This window comes from Hyphomicrobium sp. MC8b, assembly GCF_905067615.1.
GTDB lineage: Bacteria > Pseudomonadota > Alphaproteobacteria > Rhizobiales > Hyphomicrobiaceae > Hyphomicrobium_B.
Map to the genome: position 1 here is coordinate 1404453 of NZ_LR898465.1, position 17595 is coordinate 1422047.

Here is a 17595-nt window from a genome sequence, read left to right on the forward strand (position 1 = left end):
ATGGGGCCTCTCATCTTTCAGGTCAAGATCAGGCGCCGGCCTGCGGCGTCAGCGTCGTTGCCTGCGGAACTTTCCGAATTTTCGTTTGCCACCCGTGTTGCGCCGCAATGTCTTTCCCGAGCCGAAATTGCCGGGTGAGGGCTCCGTCAGCATTTCGAAGCGCAATGCCCCCGCCGATGGGATGGCTTCAAGCAGGCGGACCTCGACGGTGTCGCCGAGGCGATAGCCTTCGCCGGATCGGGCGCCGATCAGCGCGTGGGCAGCTTCAACGTGGTGATAGTAGTCGTTGCCGAGGCTGCTAATCGGGATGTAGCCGTCGGCGCCGGTGTCCTTCAAGCGCACGAAAAGACCCGAGCGCGTCACGCCCGCGATGCGCGCCGTGAACGTCACTCCGATGCGATCGGCCAAGTGAGCGGCGATCAGACGGTCGGTCGTCTCGCGCTCGGCGGACATGGCGCGGCGCTCGGTATCTGAGATGGCCTTGGCGACGCTCGCGAGACGCGGAATTTCATCATCGGTCAATCCGTCGGGGCCGAGGCTCAATGCGCGGATCAGCGCGCGATGGACGATCAAGTCGGCGTAGCGGCGGATCGGCGACGTGAAGTGTGCATAGCGGACGAGGTTCAGGCCGAAGTGGCCGATGTTCTTCGGATTGTATTCGGCTTGCGATTGCGAACGCAGGATCACTTCGCTGATGAGATCCGGTACGGGAAGGTCTTTCGCCTGCTCAAGCACGCGATTGAAGGCTTCCGGCTTCAGTGCGCCCGCGTGCGGAATTTTCATATCGAGCGTTTCGAGGAAGTCGCGCAGGCCTTTGAGCTTCTCGGGGCTGGGCTGATCGTGAACGCGATAGACGAGCGGCAGGCGCTTTTCTTCGAGCGTCTCGGCGGCAGCGACGTTCGCCTGGATCATGAACTCTTCGATCAGGCGATGGGCTTCGAGTCGTTCCGGTGTGACGACGCGCGCAACCTTGCCTTCCTCGTCGAGCACGATACGGCGCTCGGGCAGATCGAGGTCGAGCGGGCCGCGGTTTTCGCGGGCTTTCGCGACGGCGCGATAGGCAGCCCACAGCGGGAGCAGCGCGCGCTCCATTAGCGGTTGGCATTTGTCGGAGGGTTTACCATCGATGGCGGCCTGCGCTTCCTGGTAGGAGAGCTTCGCAGCCGACTTCATCATGGCGCGAAGGAACGTGTGCTTTCGCTTCTCGCCATGCTTGTCGAAGATCATGCGAACGGCGAGGCAGGGGCGTTCCTCAAGCTCACGTAGCGAACACAGATCGTTCGAGATTTTCTCCGGCAGCATCGGCACGACGCGATCTGGGAAGTAGACCGAGTTGCCGCGCAGTTGCGCCTCGCGGTCGAGCTTCGAGCCAGGACGAATGTAGTGGGCGACATCAGCGATGGCGACGGTGACGATGAAGCCACCGGAATTTTTCGGATCGGTGTCGGGCTCGGCATGGACGGCGTCGTCATGGTCGCGGGCGTCGATGGGGTCGATCGTCAACAGCGGGACGTTTCTGAGGTCCGTGCGCCTGTCCATCGTCGGAGGCGGGAGCGTCTCGCACTCTTGCAGGACGGATTCAGGAAAGTCCTCTGGGATGCCGTGGGCGTGAATGGCGATGAGCGAAATCTTGCGTTGATCGTCCGGATTGCCCAGGCTTTCGACGATCTCTGCGCGCGGCGTTGCGAAGCGGCCGCGGCGATTGAGCTGGAAGCGCACGAGGTCGCCGTCTTCCGCGCTACCCATGTCGTCGGGCAGGATCGGCCAGCTCTTCAATTCCTTGCGGTCGATCGGTTCAATGGTTCCGCCGCCGCGCTTGGCAGCACGAAAGATGCCGAGCAGCCGGCGCTTCTCGCGTGGCAGCTTCTTGATCGGCGTCGCTTCGTAAGACGCCTGCCCGCTGCCGCGGGGCAACTTTTGTAGGCGCGCCAGAATGTGATCGCCGATGCCGATCTCCGCGTCGCGTCCATCGCGGGTCGCGACAACGCGAACGACTGGGCGCTTGCCGTCGGACTCTTCCCACTGAAGAGGTTTAGCAAGAAGGTCGCCGTCGTCATCGCGGCCGGTGACTTCAAGCGTCGTGACGGGCGGCAGCTTGCCTTTTTCGCGCAGGTGCTTCTTGTCGCCTGAGAGGGCGCCTTCGTCCGTCATTTCGGCGAGCAGGCGCTTCAACGCAATCTTCGCGCCGCCTGATACGCCGAAGGCGCGAGCGATCTCGCGCTTGCCGGCTTTGCCCGGAGCGGAATTCAGGAATTCGAGAATCTGCTCCTTGCTCGGCAGACCGCCATCGGCCGGGGCTCGCGCCGGGCTCGATTTGCGGGCCACCTTTGCGCCTCGTCGTTTTGCGGTCAGGCCTTTGCCCTCGCGAGTTTCTTGGCTCCAGCGGCCGTTGCCGGCGCTTTCTTGGCTGGCGCTTTTTCGGCTTTGGCCGCTGCGGTTTTCGTCGCAGCTGGCTTCTTCGCGGCTTTCGGTGCGGCCTTGTCAGCTTTTGGCGCTTTCGCGGGTTTGTCGTCCTTCGCGGCTTTTGCCTTGGCACCGCGCGCGGGCTTGCCCTTCTTGCCACCGCCGTTGGCGATGCGCTCGTTGATGAGAGCGACGGCTTCGTCCATCGTCAGCTCGGCGGGGTTCTTCGCCTTGGGAACGGTGGCGTTGACTTTGTTGTGCGTGACGTAGGGACCATAACGGCCTTCGAGCACCTGCACTGCTCCGCCTTCGCTCGGGTGCACGCCGAGGTCCTTAACGACCTTCGGTGCGTTACGCTGGAAGCGGCTCTTGCCGCCGCCTGCGCGCTTTTCAGCGATGAGCGTGACAGCGCGATTGAGGCCAATCGTGAAGACGTCTTCCAGGCTTTCGAGGTTGACGTACGTTTTCGCGCCGTCCTTCTCATGTACGATGAACGGCCCAAAACGGCCGAGACCGGCTGTAATCATGCCGCCTTCGTCGGGATGCTCGCCAACATCGCGCGGCAGCGACAGAAGCTGCATCGCGCGTTCGAAATCGAGGGTCGCAGCGTCGATGCCGCGCGGAATGCTCGAGCGCTTCGGCTTCTCGTCGCCTTCGGCTTCGCCGAGCTGGATGTAAGGTCCGAAGCGGCCCGTCTTCATCGTGACGGCAAGACCGTCATCGTTGTAGCCGAGGATTTTGCCGTCGAGCGCGGCGGCGTCGCCGTCGGAGCTTTGCGTCAACTGACGGGTATAGTTGCACTCAGGGTAATTTCCGCAGCCGATGAAGGCGCCGTATTTACCTGAGATTTTCAGGCTCAGGCGTCCTGTGCCGCACTTCGGACAGAGGCGCGGATCGCTACCGTCGCCCTTATCGGGGAAGACGTGCGGTCCAAGCATTTCGTTCAGCGCTTCCAGGACATCGCCGACGCGAAGATCCTTGATCTCGCCGACGGCCGCCATGAAGTCGCGCCAAAAATCGCGCAACACCTGTTTGTATTCCAGCTCGTCGTTCGAAATGAGGTCGAGCTTTTCCTCAAGGTCCGCCGTGAAATCGTATTCAACGTAGCGCTTGAAGAAGCTTTCGAGGAACGCGATGACAAGACGGCCCTTGTCTTCCGGGATCAGGCGCTTCTTTTCGATGCGAACGTAATCGCGGTCGACGAGCACGGCCATCGTCGAGGCATACGTTGACGGTCGGCCGATGCCGAGCTCTTCCATGCGCTTCACCAGCGTCGCTTCGGAGAAGCGCGGCGGCGGCTGCGTGAAATGCTGGTCGGCGCTGATCTCTTTGTCTTTCAGGCGATCGCCGACCGCGAGCGGCGGCAAGCGACGGCTGTCGTCGTCCTCGTCGGCGGTGTCGTCCTTGCCTTTTTCGATGGTGCGAACGCGGTCGTCGCGGCCTTCCTCGTAGACCTTGAGGAAGCCGTCGAACATCAGAACCGAGCCGTTGGCGCGGAGGCCATAAGCTTTGCCGTCAGAACCTTTGACGTCGATTTCTGCCGTCGTCTGCTCGATGTCGGCGGCGGCCATTTGGCTGGCGATGGTGCGCTTCCAGATCAGGTCGTAAAGTGCCGCCTGATCCTTTTCGAGGTGCTTGCGGACCTGGTCCGGCTTGCGGCGCGGATCGGTCGGGCGGATGGCTTCGTGCGCTTCTTGGGCGTTCTTGGCCTTGGTTTTGTATTCGCGTGCGAACGGCGTGTAGTTCTTGCCGTATTCGGCCGAGATCACGTCGCGGATCTGGCTGACGGCTTCCGGCACGATCTGGACGCCGTCGGTTCGCATGTAAGTAATGAGGCCGACCGTCTCGCCCCCGATGTCGACACCTTCGTAGAGGCGCTGGGCGATCTGCATCGTCTGCTTGGCCGAGAACCCGAGCTTGCGGGAGGCGTCCATCTGGAGCGTGGACGTCGTGAACGGCGGAAACGGATTGCGCTTCGTGGCCTTCTTCTCAACGGACGCGATGCGGAAATCCTGGCCGAGCAGCGCCTTGCGGATCGCCGTCGCGGTCGCCTCGTCTTTAATATCGAGCTTCTTCAGCACCGTGCCGTCGATGGCGACGAGGCGTGAGCGGACGTCTTCGTTCTTGGCGGTCGAAAGGAGCGCCTCGATCGTCCAGTATTCTTCGGTCTTGAACGCCTCGATCTCGGCCTCGCGGTCGCAAACCAAGCGAAGCGCCACCGATTGGACGCGGCCCGCCGAACGCGAGCCCGGAAGCTTGCGCCATAGGACGGGAGACAGCGTAAAACCAACGAGATAATCCAGCGCCCGGCGGGCGAGGTAGGCGTCAACCAGCGGTTCGTCGATCTTGCGCGGCTCTTTCAGCGCGGCGAGGATCGACTGCTTGGTAATGGCATTGAACGCCACGCGCTCGACTTCGGTGTCTTTGCCGAGCGCCTTCTTCTGATTGAGAATTTGCAGGATGTGCCAGGAGATGGCTTCGCCTTCGCGATCAGGGTCGGTCGCGAGGATCAGCTTGTCGGCTTTTTTTACCGCTTCGGCGATTTCGCGCATGATCTTCTGGGATTTCGTATCGACTTCCCAGTGCATGTTGAAATCATGATCGGGCTCCACAGAGCCATCTTTGGCCGGCAGGTCGCGCACGTGCCCGTAGGACGCGATGACCTTGTACCCCGAACCCAAATATTTATTGATCGTCTTGGCCTTAGCGGCGGATTCGACGATGACGACGTTCATCTGGCGATTTCGCTCCTCACGCCGTTCAACCCGCAAATGCTGCGGATCTGCGGGCTTCATCTCGGCCGCCCGGCGGGCCGGGAACATGGTTGATCGCCGCGGCGCTGTCAAATCGGCCGATTTTCAATTTTAAATTGTGTATTTATTTATATTGCAATCATTCGGAGAGTAAGATGTACTCCGGATATGGATGGTGGTGGGAATGATCGCAAGCACAATGGACGATTTGCATCATAATCGGCTTTCCGGCGGTTCGAGGGATGACCGGCGGGAACGGCTTGAGTATCTCGCTGATTTGCTGGGACAATTGCAGCAAATGGCGGACCAGCATGGGTGCCGGAAGCTGTCTCGCATGCTCGCGATATCGCACGCCGAGGCACAGCGCGAGACGCTCAGGCGAGGCTCCTAACGAGCGCAAGGAGCGGTCGTAGGGCTCAAATCGCAGTCGCCTTCAGGGCGACCAGGCTTTGCCCCTGCCGCTCGATGCGCCCCGCCAGATCGAGTTCCAGGAGGGCAACCTGGACGGCTTGGACGTTAAGGCCCGTTTGGCGGGCGATGGCGTCAGTGGCGACGGGCGCAGGTCCTAGAGCCGTCAGAACGGCATTCAGAACATCTTCCGATGCCATCTCGGGCGCGGGAGGTGATGGGAGGGCGGTCGGTTGTGGCTCTCGGTCAGTGAAATCGAACCGGCGTTCTTCGACACCAAGGATCGGCCTCAAGACCTCAATAATGTCCGAGACGTCCGTCACCAGAGTGGCGCCCTGCTTAATCAGGCGGTTAGTGCCTTCAGCGCGCGGGTCGAGTGGGTGGCCGGGGACCGCGAAGACCTCGCGGCCGAGCTCGTTCGCGTAGCGCGCAGTGACCAGCGTGCCCGAGCGGGCGGCGGCTTCGACGATGACGACGCCGTAGACGAGGCCCGCAATGATGCGATTGCGCCGGGGGAAGTCCTTATCGCGGGGTTTCAATCCGGGAGGGCGTTCCGTGACGAGGCAGCCTTCCGTACCGATGCGGGCTTGAAGCTCGGCGTGTTCCGGCGGATAGACCCAGTCGATGCCTCCGGCGACCACAGCGATCGTTCCGCTGCCCAAAGACGCTTCGTGCGCGGCTTTGTCGATGCCGCGGGCAAGGCCGGACACGATGACGAAGCCTGCTTCCGCCAATTGGCTCGCAAACAATCTGGTTAGTTGCATGCCTGCCGCTGAGGATTGGCGCGAGCCAACGATCGCTATGGACGGCCGTTTCAACAGGTCCAGATCACCTTTCACATAAAGCATAGGCGGGGGAGCTTCGATGCCCGCCAGAACCTGCGGATAGTCGCGCTCCACGGTGAAGAACGGCATTGCGCCGATGCGTGCAGCAGTCGCGAGTTCGCGTTCGGCGTCGGCTTTTGGGCAAATTCGGATCGGCCGCCCTGAGCCGCCACGCCGTGACAGCGTCGGCAGGATCTCCAGCGCTTTTGCTGCGCCACCATAGTAATTGATCAGATCGCGAAAGGTAACAGGCCCGACGTTCTCCGAGCGGATCAGGCGCAGGCAGGCAATCCGTTCTTCGTCGGAGAGCCCGGCAGGCGGCGGCGCGGGAATGAAAAGCTCGGGCTGATCAGGTTTTGGAGCCAATCCGCGGCTCCTTCCCAGCCATCAGACGTTCGATATTGGCGCGATGTTTGATGAGCACCACGATGCTCATCAACGTGACGGTGATGGCGAGCGCGCGTTCTCCCCAAATCCAGGCGGCAACGGGAACGGCAATCGTCGCAACGATGGCCGCAAGCGAGGATATCTTGCCGACTTTCGCAACTGCAAGCCAAAGCACGGCAAAAAGCAGTGCGAGTTGCCAAGCGAGGGCAATGAGAACGCCGAGGTACGTCGCGACGCCCTTGCCGCCTTTGAAGCCAAGCCAAACCGGATAGATGTGTCCGAGGAAGGCTGCGAGACCGGCCACCATCGCGGCGGTTTCGCCGAGCCAGGCGCGTGCGATCAGGACGGCGGCGGCGCCTTTGGCGGCATCAAGCAGAAGCGTCGCGGCGGCGAGCTTTTTATTGCCCGTCCGGAGGACGTTGGTCGCACCGATGTTGCCCGAGCCGATGCTGCGGATGTCGCCCAATCCGGCGGCGCGTGTCAGCAGTAGGCCGAACGGAATGGAGCCGAGCAGATAACCTAGAAGTGCCGCCACAGCGTGCGGCTGCCATGAGCCGTTGTCCGTCAGCAAAGCCAAGGGTGACAACAAGCTCATGAGTGGAATCTCTCGTGTGCGAAATGGAGCGTCGCCGAGAGAGGTAATGCTTAGGTGCGTTCGACGCCAGCGTATTCATAAACGGTCTGGCCCGCGACCATCGTCCTCAAGACGCGGCCTTGCATCTTGGCCTCATCGAAGGGCGTATTCTTGGAGCGCGAACGCAGGAGATCCTTGTTTACGACCCAGGGTTCGCCGGGGTCGAACAGGACGAGGTCGGCAATGGAGCCCTTCGCAAGTCGGCCGGAGTGCAGACCGAGCAGTCGCGCGGGGTTGATGGTCAGCGCTTTCAGCATGGCCGACAGCGTCATGTCGCCGGAGTGAACGAGCCGGAGCGCGGCAGAGAGCAGCGTTTCGAGGCCTACGGCGCCGTCGGCGGCTTCCGAAAATGGTCGCCGCTTGGTGTCGGCGTCCTGTGGGTCGTGGCTCGATACCATGATGTCGATATCGCCGTTGGCGACACCTTGGACCATGGCGACGCGGTCTTCCTCGCGCCGCAGAGGCGGACGCACCTTGAAGAACGTGCGGTACGGGCCGATGTCGTTCTCGTTTAGCGTCAGATGATTGATCGAGACACCGCAGCTGACAGGCAGTTTTTTTGCCTTGGCGGCCTTGATGACGTCGAGACTTTCCTGGCAGCTGATCGTTGCGGCGTGATAGCGCCCGCCCGTCATTTCGACGAGGCGAACGTCGCGTTCGAGGGCGATGGTCTCGGAGATCTTAGAAACGCCGGAGAGGCCGAGACGTGCCGCGACTTCGCCCGAGTTCATGGCGCCTGTCGAGAGATACGGGTCTTCAGTGTGATGCACGACGAGGGCGTTGAAGTCTTTGGAGTAGCTCAGGACGTTGCGCATCACGCGGGTGTTGACCACGCTCGCTTTGCCGTTCGAGAAGGCAATGGCGCCGGCGCGTTTCAACAGACCGATTTCGGTCATTTCCTCGCCCTGCAGGCCTTTCGTCATCGCGGCCATGGTGTGGACGTGTACGAGGGCGTTGTCGCGGGCGCGACGCTGAATGAAATCGACGAGTGCGACCTGATCAATCACCGGATTCGTGTCCGGCATGACGACGATGGTCGTAACGCCGCCTGCGGCGGCTGCATGGCTCGCGGTTTTCAGCGTTTCGCGATGTTCGTAACCCGGTTCGCCGGTGAAGACCTGTGCGTCGATCAAACCAGGGGCCAGGACGTGACCTTTGCAGTCGATGACCGACGCGCCTTCCGGTGCGTTGCGGCGCAGATGGCTGCCGAGATCGGCGATCAAGCCGTCCTTGACCAGAAGGCCGCCGGGCTCATCGCGGTTCGATGCCGGGTCGATCAGGCGAGCATTGATGAAGACGGTTGCGGGGCCGACGCTCTTCGGCTTTTCGATCGGTTTTCTCATGGCGCATCCTCCGCGAAGCCGGGAAGGTGCGCAGACAAGGCTTCAAGAACGGCCATGCGAACTGCAACGCCCATTTCTACCTGTTCGCGGATGACGCTTCTGGAATGATCGGCAACGGTCGAGGCAATCTCGACGCCGCGGTTCATCGGCCCTGGATGCATGACAAGCGCATCGGGCTTCGCGCGAGCGAGCTTTTCGTGATCGAGGCCAAAGAAGTGAAAGAATTCGCGGCTGGAGGGAACGTAGGATGCTTCCATCCGTTCGCGCTGCAGACGCAGCATCATGACGATATCGACGCCTTCGATGCCTTTCCACATGTCGGTGAAAACTTCGCAGCCGAGCCGTTCGGGCGAGGAGGGTAGAAGCGTCGTCGGGGCAATGAGGCGGACGTGAGCGCCGAGCGCGTTCAAGACGTTGATGTTGGAGCGCGCGACGCGCGAATGGAGAATGTCGCCGCAGATCGCGACCGTCAGTCCGGCGACGCGGCCTTTTGCGCGACGGATCGTCAGCGCGTCGAGAAGGGCTTGCGTCGGATGCTGATGTGCGCCGTCGCCAGCGTTGATGACCGAGCAATCGACTTTCTGAGACAAAAGTTCGACTGCGCCAGCCGCGTGATGGCGCACGACGATGATATCCGGCCGCATGGCGTTGAGCGTCACGGCCGTGTCGACGAGCGTTTCACCCTTCGTGACGGACGACGTCGCGACATTCATGTTCATGACGTCGGCGCTCAAGCGCTTACCCGCCATCTCGAATGACGACTGCGTGCGTGTCGACGATTCAAAGAAGAGATTGATCAGCGTTCGGCCCGCGAGGACCTGCCGCTTGCGGCCATTGTTGCGGATGTGATCAGCGTTCCGGTCCGCGAGATCGAGAAGAAAATTGATCTCATTGGCTGACAAACCTTCGCAGGTCAGCAAATGGCGGCGCGGAAAAACCTTCAGCGCGTTGGAATTCGATTTCGTTGTCATTAAAGGCGCTTCTATAGGGGGAGTCTTGCGGGGCCGCAAGGTCGGGGCGCGACATCAATCGCAAACCTCTTAACGGAGCCTGAAATGCCACGGTTCGTGTGACCGAAAGTCGGGGACAAGGCGAGTGTGGCGCACCGTTCGACGGGGTCACCAGCTGTGCCTTTTGTCATCCTCAGGACAAGCCCGAGGACGACATTTGGGCGATTGCCGCTCAGTTGTCCTGCTTCAGGCGGTCGAGGGCGCTTTGCAGGATTATGGTGGCAGCGAGCTTGTCGATGACCTCGGCGCGGCGTTTGCGGGTCTGATCGGCGTCAATTAGCATGCGTTCGGCTTCGGCGGTCGTCAGGCGTTCGTCCCAGAGCAGAATCGGCAGCGGCGACAACTTGTTGAGGTTGCGGGCAAGCGCACGGGTGGCCTGGGCGCGTGGGCCTTCAGTGCCGTCGAGATTTCGCGGCAGGCCAAGCACAAACCCCGAGACGCCGTGCTCGGCGACGATGGCGAACAGTCGTGCCGCATCAGCCGTGAACTTTGTCCTGCGGATCGTTTCGAGGGGGGACGCTATCGTGCGCCGTACGTCAGACAGGGCAAGGCCGAGCGTCTTCGTTCCGGCGTCGATCCCGATCAGCCGGCCCGCGCCGGTCGTGGCGACGCGAAAGTGATGGTGATCTTCGGTGGTTAGTCCCGACGGCGGGGAAACGGTGGGTTGTGTCACAGGGCGCCTAATCTCGGCTGCAAAGGGGGCATGACGCGACGCTCTAGCAGGTCCGGCGACAAATTGGCATCGCCAATGGGCCTTATCCGGCTTTCCCGGTCCGTTTCCGTGACTTGAACCCCTTGCGGAATGCCGCCGCTGGTTGCATTGGTGGCGTTCGCCCGGTTATGAGAGCGGCGCAATCCCCCGATTTCTTGAAGGGACTTTTCATGCAGGTCGATGAAGCGACCGTTCGCCGTATCGCGCGCCTCGCCCGTATCAAGGTGAGCGACGAGGAGGCCAAGGGTCTCGAGAAAGAGCTTTCCGGCATTCTCGACTGGGTCAAGCAACTCGATGAGGTCGATACGTCGGCGGTCGAGCCGATGACGCGGGTCGTCGATCAAAAGCTCAAGATGCGGGACGACGTCGTGACGGACGGCGAGATCGCCGACCAGATCACGGCGAATGCGCCGATGGCGGAAGACAATTTCTTCGTGGTGCCCAAGGTCGTGGAGTGACCGAATGTTTCACGCGTTGCTTGCTGTTGCAGCAGTGATGCTGGCTTCCGGGATGGCGCAGGCTGAGGAAACGAAGCTTGACGCCGCGTTCGTCGGCGACGGGACGTACTCGCCGACAACCGGATGCAAGAAACTTGAGGATATCCAGAACGGCAAGGATGCGCCGAACATCGCGACCTATCCGCTGACGTTGACGCGTGAAGGAACGGGAAGTTGGGAAGGCGGCTGCAATTTTGCAGCGCTACGCGAAGTGAAGTCGAACGTCTTCGAGGGCAAGATGCAGTGCTCAGAAGGCGCAGAGGAATACGCACAGACGGTGACGTTCACGCGTCTGGATGCCGACCGCATCGAGGTCAGAAGCGGAACGGAGGCGCTGGTTTATGAGCGCTGCAAAGGTTTAAAAGGGAAAGTCGAGCGGTGACCGATCTTACCAAACTCACCATGGCTGAAGCCCGGGACGGGCTTCAGAAGAAGTCATTCACGGCACTTGAGCTGACGGACGCCTTTCTGTCGGCAATCGACAAGGGTAATGGCGCCCTGAATGCTTACGTCTTGCCGACGCCGGAACACGCGCGCGCACAGGCGAAAGAAAGCGACAAGCGGATCGCAGCAGGCAATGCGCGTCCGCTTGAAGGCTTGCCGATCGGCAACAAGGATCTGTTCTGCACGAACGGCATCCGCACCACGGCGTGCTCGAAGATCCTCGACGATTTCAAGCCGACGTATGAGTCGACGGTCGGGCAGAATTTGTGGGACGCCGGTGCGGTCATGCTCGGCAAGCTCAACAACGACGAGTTCGCGATGGGATCGTCGAACGAGACGAGCGCGTTCGGCAACGTCGTCAACCCGTGGCGGCGCAAAGGCTCGGACGGCAAAACGTCGGCCGACAAACTTGTTCCCGGCGGCTCGTCGGGCGGTTCGTCGTCGGCGGTTGCGGCCAACCTTTGCCTGGCGGCGACGGCAACGGATACGGGCGGCTCGATCCGCCAGCCCGCAGCGCTGACGGGTACGGTGGGTATCAAGCCGACGTACGGCCGCTGCTCGCGCTGGGGCATCGTGGCGTTTGCCTCGTCGCTCGATCAGGCCGGGCCGATCGCAAAGACAGTTCGCGACAGTGCTATGATGCTAAAAGCCATGGCGAGCCACGATCCGAAGGATACGACGTCGGTCGATGCGCCGGTTCCCGATTACGAGGCGGCGCTTGGCAAGGGCGTCAAAGGCCTGCGCGTCGGCATTCCGAAAGAGTATCGCGTCGATGGCATGTCGGCCGAAATTCAGAAGCTCTGGGACGATGGCATCGCGTGGCTGAAATCGGCCGGAGCGACGATCCATGACATCTCGCTGCCGCACACGAAATATGCGCTTCCCGCATATTACATCGTAGCGCCTGCGGAATGTTCGTCGAACCTCGCGCGCTATGACGGCATGCGGTACGGCCTGCGCGTTAGCGGCGACAATCTGATCGACACGTACGAGAAGACGCGCGCTGCCGGTTTCGGCAAGGAAGTGCGCCGTCGCATCCTGATCGGCACGTATGTGCTCTCTGCGGGCTATTACGACGCCTATTATCTCAAGGCGCAGAAGGTCCGCACTCTCATCAAGAAGGACTTCGACGACGCTTGGAATTCGGTCGATGTCGTGCTGACGCCGACGACGCCGTCGCCCGCGTTCGCATTCGGCGAAAAGTCTGGCGATCCCTTGGCGATGTATCTAGAGGACATATTTACTGTGACGGTGAACATGGCCGGTCTGCCGGGCATGTCCATTCCGGGCGGACTTTCCTCGCAGGGCACGCCGCTTGGGCTGCAGCTCATCGGCAAGCCGTTCGACGAGGAAACGCTTTTTCGGACCGCACAGGTTATTGAAGACGCTGCCGGACGGTTTGCCGTGCCGGACGCATGGTGGATGAAGGGCTAAGATCATGGACCCAAAACGTCCGTGGGAATGCGCAGACATGTCCCAGGTGCGCAGCGAGATTGATCGGATCGATAATGCGCTCGTCGATCTGATCACCGAGCGCTACGGCTACGTCGACAGGGCGTGGCAACTCAAGATGTCGACGCGGGAAGGCGCCGTCGTTCAGTGGCGCATTCAACAGGTCATCGATCGGGTCAAAGCGCGGGCCGCCGAAAAGGGGATGCCGCCTGAGATGATCGAGATGGTCGGCGCCCAGTGGCGCAACATGATCGGTTGGTTCGTGCAGTACGAGGAAGAGAAGCTTCGTCAGGTGCAAGACAGCAGTGACAAGCCGGGGGCAAACGGTGGGGCCTGACTTTCAGCCGGACGTGCCGCTGACAGAGGTTCTGCTTTACGGCATCTTCAATCCGGCAACGATCATCGTGGCGTATATGCTCGGCCAGCGCGCTGATGATAAATCCAAGATTTTGATCGCCGGATTTGGCGGCGCGGCGGCCGGCGCGGCACTGCTTTACATCGTGACGTTGCTGCGCATCTGGGACGCGCCAAACCTGGGCCGGGCTGCGGCGGGTGTGTTCATCGTGTCCCTTATTTTCGGCTTTATCTATGCAGCTATCGGCTACGCCATGAAGGCCCGGACTGGAGGCGGAAAATGAGTTCTCAGAAGGTCGCTGAAAAGCCGAAGGCGAAAAACTTCATCGCAGGCGCGACCGGCGACTGGGAAGTGGTGATCGGCATGGAAGTCCACGCCCAGGTCGCCTCAAAGTCGAAACTGTTTTCTGGCGCTTCGACCGGCTTCGGCGCGGATCCGAACAGCCATGTGTCGCTCGTCGATGCGGCGATGCCCGGCATGCTGCCGGTCATCAATCGCGAATGCGTGGCGCAGGCGATCCGCACGGGATTGGGTCTCAAGGCTCAGATCAATCTGAAGAGCGTGTTCGACCGCAAGAACTACTTCTATCCGGATTTGCCGCAGGGCTATCAGATCTCGCAGTTCAAGCAGCCGATCGTTGGCGAAGGAGAGATCGAGATCGAAGTGGATGGCGAGATGCTGAAGATCGGAGTTGAGCGTCTGCATCTCGAACAGGATGCGGGCAAGTCGCTGCACGACCAGCATCCGGATTATTCCTACGTCGATCTCAACCGCTCAGGCGTCGCGCTGATGGAGATCGTCTCGCGGCCAGATCTTCGTTCGTCGAAGCAGGCGCAGGCTTACATCACGAAGCTGCGTACCATTCTGCGTTACCTCGGCACGTCCGACGGCGACATGGAGAAGGGCAACCTGCGCGCCGACGTCAACGTGTCGGTAAGGAAGCCGGGCGACGTACTCGGCACACGCTGCGAGATCAAGAACGTCAACTCGATCCGCTTCATCGGACAGGCGATCGAGTACGAAGCGCGCCGTCAGATCGACATCATCGAAGATGGCGGTAAGATCGACCAGGAGACTCGGCTGTTCGATTCCGGCAAAGGTGAAACGCGGTCGATGCGTTCGAAGGAAGAAGCACACGACTATCGCTACTTCCCCGATCCCGATCTTCTGCCGCTTGAACTGACGCAGGGCTTCGTCGACGATTTGAAGTCGGGGCTGCCGGAGCTTCCGGATGAGAAGCGTACGCGCTTCATGAAGAGCTTCGGATTGTCGGGCTACGACGCGGACGTGCTCGTCGCCGAGCGGTCATCGGCCGATTACTTCGAGACGGTTGCCAAGGGCCGCGACGGCAAGCTCGCTGCCAACTGGGTTATCAATGAGTTGTTCGGGCGCTTGAACAAGGAAGGCAAGCCGATCGAGGAAAGCCCCGTTTCGGCGGCGCAACTCGGCGGCATCGTCGATTTGATCGGCTCCAACGCCATCTCGGGCAAGATCGCGAAGGATTTGTTCGAGATCGTATGGACCGAGGGTGGCGATCCGGCGGAGATCGTCGAAAAGCGTGGCATGAAGCAGGTGACGGACACGGGCGCCATCGAGAAGGCCGTCGATGCCATCATTGCAGCCAACCCCGACAAGGTTGAGCAGGCGAAGGCAAAGCCCTCGATGCTCGGCTGGTTCGTCGGTCAGGTGATGAAGTCGACTGGCGGCAAGGCGAACCCGGCCGCTGTCAACGAGATCCTGAAAGGCAAGCTCGGGATTTAACGTCCGGCTTTGACCGGCACCCTTTGAAGGGCCAGTCTGGCCCTTCTGTCTTTCAGGCCGGTCATTGCGACGTGAGCGATGCCGAGGCACGCCAGTAGGATCAGTCCGCCCGGTGCGATTGCTGCGATCAGGTAGGCTATTTTTGTCATCGTCATTGGCCTCTCCTTGGAGGCGGTTCTTATGATGCGACAAATCATAGCACTGACTGTTTTCAGCCGCGCTCACGCCAAGCCTGCAATTGCGACAGTAAAATTTGGACTTCGCTAACGCGGCGTAAATGCTTTCCTAACGTCGCCGGTGCGCGCGTGGAGCAACTTCACAGTGGGCGGACGGTCAGCGGCATGCCGCCTTTCGGCCGGAGCGTTACGCGGCTGACGGGTTCCGGCGCGAGCCTGCCGTCCCATTCGAAACGGGCGTGGCGTAGAAGCGTTGCCAGGATGGCGGTCGCTTCGAGGATGGCGAACGACGAGCCGATGCAAATGCGCTGGCCATAGCCAAAGGGCATGAATTGGGTGCGCGCGTACCGAGCTTCCTTCTCGGGAAGAAAGCGATCCGGATCGAAGCGATTGGGGTCTTCCCACAATGCGTGATGGCGATGGATGATAAAGATCGGCATGACGATCAGTGTCGATTTCGGCAGCGTCTTGCCGCCAATATCCATCTCCGCTGCCGTGACGCGCGTCATGACGGGAGCCGGCGGATAGAGGCGCATCGCCTCTTTCAGCACGCGCGACACCGTCAGCAATTTGGTGACGGTTTCGGGCGTGATCGGCGCCGAACCTGCGATGGCTGAAATTTCGTCGCGCAGACGGTCCTGCCATTCCGTTGCACGGGCGAGAAGATAGAGGGTCCAGGTGAGGGCCTTCGCGGTCGTCTCATGGCCGGCAAACAGGAAGGTTGCCAGATTGTCGGCGAGCATGTCGTCGGACATCGGTTGGCCGGTGTCGGGATCTTTTGCAGCCAGCATGCGGGCGACAAGATCGTTGCCTGATGCTCCGCCACTACGGCGATGCGCGACGAGGCGGCGCATGATTGCCCTCAGCTCGTCTGCGGAACGACGCATGCGGGCTTTGCCGGGATGCCAATAGGTTTCGGGATATTGCAGCATCGACGCGGCAACTTCCCACGATATCGGATCGAGATAGGAACGGCTCGAAGCCTTGATGCGATCGCCCTCGGCGGTGTTGATGCCGGCGAGGACGGTGCGCGCTACGACGGCGAACGTCGCATCGGTCATGGCGGCTTCGACGTCGGTCGTGAACGGCGCAGAACCGCGCTGACGCCATTGCGCGATGCATTCGTCGGCCGCGTCGACCATCGTCGGCACATACGTCAAAAGCTCGGCGTGACGGAACGGCGGGCTCGCAATCTTACGCTGCCAGCGCCAGCTCTCGTTCTGGGCGGTCAGCAGGCCGTCGCCGACGATGGGCCGCAGGACGCGCAGATCGAGGCGCGTCTTGGGGAACTGCTCGGCGTTTTTGACGAGAATGTTTTCGATGAGCGCCGGGTTTGTCACCCAGGCAAGCAGCGGACGCTTCTTGCCATAGGTAACGACCGGCTCTTCATAGACCGCCTGAGGAATCGCCCGCAGCGGGTTGCGGATGAAACGCCTCAGGAAAGGAAGCAGCGGCAAAGGCTGCGCCGGCGGTGTCACCGTCGGCGGATAGAGCGCAGGTGTCATAAGGCTTGCTCACGTCGTCACGATGCGCCGGCGTTGACGGAGTAATAGCTAGGTAGTGGCGGCCCGATGTCTAGGCGGCCACTGCCTTTTTCGCGCGGGCGATGCCGGAAAGCTTCTTGAGGCGCTTGCGAGCGGCGGCCGTGTTGCCCTGGATCCGCGACTGAGCCGGACGGTCGATGGTGCGGCGGGCTTTCTTCTTCTGCTTCTGAATATTCTTCAACGACGTCTTAGACATGAAAAACGGCCTCGATGCCAGGAAAGGGGTGGATGAGAAGGCCGCGCATCGAAGCGCAGCATTGGGCGTTCCTCTAAGGGATCGCGCTGCGTCGCGCAAGCTCGGGCTGCGTTATGGGGCCGGGGGCGGGGATTCTGTGCCTAGAAGATAGCCAAAGCCGAAATAGGATGGGGCAATAATGCCGGCCGCCCAAATGAACGCTGATACAATATTGGCGAGTTGAAATTGCCACTGCGGCAAAGCGTACATGCCGGCCACGACAGGAATGACCGCCCGGATCGGCCCGAAGAAGTGGCCGAAGAACACGCTTAGCGCACCCCACTTATCGAAGAACGCCTGTCCGCTCTCGACCATCGCGGGGTTGCGATTGAAGGGCCACATCTCGCGGATGCCATCTTTGAAATAGAGGCCAATCCAATAGGAGAGCGCGTAGCCAAACGATCCGCCCACTGCTGCTGCCACGATGGCCGGCCAAAGCACGCTTAATTCCACACCGCTTTTGGCGAGCAGCGCGGAAATTCCAACGAGAATTGCGGTGCCGGGCCAGAGAATGGACAGAAAGCAGAAGCTTTCGAGAAAGGCTACGGCGAACGCGACGGGCACGGCCCAGTTTTCGTTCGCTCTTACGAAAGTGACGATTGCATCGACGAAGTCATGCACGCTCATTCTGAAGCTTTCGCGCTGGTGTTATTATTG

Annotated in this window: 17 protein-coding genes; 6 read left to right on the forward strand and 11 right to left on the reverse strand. The window is 61.1% G+C overall.

Going from position 1 to position 17595, the window contains the following annotated elements:
- Positions 1-48 precede the first annotated feature (48 nt).
- From rnr to ruvX, 7 genes are all read right to left on the reverse strand, one after another.
- Positions 49-2325, reverse strand: a complete 2277-nt coding sequence (gene rnr / locus ACLB1Z_RS06820; protein WP_409562620.1) for a ribonuclease R — start codon at positions 2323-2325, stop codon at positions 49-51.
- 23 nt (positions 2326-2348) lie between these two features.
- Positions 2349-5138, reverse strand: coding sequence for a type I DNA topoisomerase (gene topA / locus ACLB1Z_RS06825; RefSeq protein WP_409563237.1), 2790 nt, complete (start codon positions 5136-5138; stop codon positions 2349-2351).
- A 434-nt stretch (positions 5139-5572) separates the two neighbouring features.
- Positions 5573-6754, reverse strand: a complete 1182-nt coding sequence (dprA, locus tag ACLB1Z_RS06830) for a DNA-processing protein DprA (RefSeq protein ID WP_409562621.1) — start codon at positions 6752-6754, stop codon at positions 5573-5575.
- On the reverse strand, positions 6738-7370 hold the full coding sequence (gene plsY, locus ACLB1Z_RS06835; protein ID WP_409562622.1) for a glycerol-3-phosphate 1-O-acyltransferase PlsY: 633 nt from the start codon (positions 7368-7370) through the stop codon (positions 6738-6740). Before plsY ends, dprA begins: the two co-directional genes overlap by 17 nt.
- A 50-nt stretch (positions 7371-7420) precedes the next feature.
- On the reverse strand, positions 7421-8752 hold the full coding sequence (locus tag ACLB1Z_RS06840) for a dihydroorotase (protein ID WP_409562623.1): 1332 nt from the start codon (positions 8750-8752) through the stop codon (positions 7421-7423).
- Complete coding sequence (locus ACLB1Z_RS06845) at positions 8749-9723, reverse strand: aspartate carbamoyltransferase catalytic subunit (RefSeq protein WP_013946769.1); 975 nt, start codon at positions 9721-9723, stop codon at positions 8749-8751. Before ACLB1Z_RS06845 ends, ACLB1Z_RS06840 begins: the two co-directional genes overlap by 4 nt.
- 211 nt (positions 9724-9934) lie before the next feature.
- Complete coding sequence (ruvX, locus tag ACLB1Z_RS06850) at positions 9935-10435, reverse strand: Holliday junction resolvase RuvX (RefSeq protein ID WP_409562624.1); 501 nt, start codon at positions 10433-10435, stop codon at positions 9935-9937.
- 209 nt (positions 10436-10644) lie between these two features.
- Here ruvX and gatC point away from each other — a divergent pair, with 209 nt between their 5' ends.
- From gatC to gatB, 6 genes are read left to right on the forward strand one after another with little or no spacing between them, the layout of a single operon-like run.
- Positions 10645-10932, forward strand: coding sequence for an Asp-tRNA(Asn)/Glu-tRNA(Gln) amidotransferase subunit GatC (gatC, locus tag ACLB1Z_RS06855; protein WP_013946772.1), 288 nt, complete (start codon positions 10645-10647; stop codon positions 10930-10932).
- 4 nt (positions 10933-10936) lie between these two features.
- Positions 10937-11353, forward strand: a complete 417-nt coding sequence (locus ACLB1Z_RS06860; RefSeq protein ID WP_013946773.1) for a hypothetical protein — start codon at positions 10937-10939, stop codon at positions 11351-11353.
- Entirely contained in the window at positions 11350-12849 is a 1500-nt protein-coding gene (gene gatA, locus ACLB1Z_RS06865; protein ID WP_409562625.1) for an Asp-tRNA(Asn)/Glu-tRNA(Gln) amidotransferase subunit GatA, read from the forward strand. The genes ACLB1Z_RS06860 and gatA overlap by 4 nt, the downstream gene beginning before the upstream one ends.
- Positions 12850-12853: 4 nt before the next feature.
- Positions 12854-13204 (forward strand): chorismate mutase, encoded by a 351-nt coding sequence (locus ACLB1Z_RS06870; protein ID WP_409562626.1) that lies wholly within the window; start codon positions 12854-12856, stop codon positions 13202-13204.
- The gene (locus ACLB1Z_RS06875) at positions 13194-13505 is read left to right on the forward strand and encodes a hypothetical protein (protein WP_409562627.1); all 312 of its coding nucleotides are present in this window, start codon (positions 13194-13196) and stop codon (positions 13503-13505) included. The genes ACLB1Z_RS06870 and ACLB1Z_RS06875 overlap by 11 nt, the downstream gene beginning before the upstream one ends.
- Positions 13502-14983: an Asp-tRNA(Asn)/Glu-tRNA(Gln) amidotransferase subunit GatB gene (gatB, locus tag ACLB1Z_RS06880; RefSeq protein ID WP_409562628.1), complete on the forward strand. Its 1482-nt coding sequence runs from the start codon at positions 13502-13504 to the stop codon at positions 14981-14983. Before ACLB1Z_RS06875 ends, gatB begins: the two co-directional genes overlap by 4 nt.
- Here the strand turns inward: gatB and ACLB1Z_RS06885 are convergent.
- The 4 genes from ACLB1Z_RS06885 to ACLB1Z_RS06900 all read right to left on the reverse strand — a co-directional run bounded on the left by ACLB1Z_RS06885 (position 14980) and on the right by ACLB1Z_RS06900 (position 17565).
- A complete protein-coding gene (locus ACLB1Z_RS06885; RefSeq protein ID WP_409562629.1) occupies positions 14980-15138 on the reverse strand; it encodes a hypothetical protein in 159 nt (52 codons plus the stop codon). The two genes, gatB and ACLB1Z_RS06885, sit on opposite strands and share 4 nt — an antisense overlap.
- Before the next feature lie 161 nt (positions 15139-15299).
- Positions 15300-16664: a cytochrome P450 gene (locus ACLB1Z_RS06890; RefSeq protein WP_409562630.1), complete on the reverse strand. Its 1365-nt coding sequence runs from the start codon at positions 16662-16664 to the stop codon at positions 15300-15302.
- 70 nt (positions 16665-16734) lie between these two features.
- Positions 16735-16899, reverse strand: coding sequence for a hypothetical protein (locus tag ACLB1Z_RS06895; protein WP_013946780.1), 165 nt, complete (start codon positions 16897-16899; stop codon positions 16735-16737).
- Positions 16900-17010: 111 nt separating this feature from the next.
- Complete coding sequence (locus ACLB1Z_RS06900) at positions 17011-17565, reverse strand: DedA family protein (protein ID WP_409562631.1); 555 nt, start codon at positions 17563-17565, stop codon at positions 17011-17013.
- Between the last annotated feature and the right edge of the window lie 30 nt (positions 17566-17595).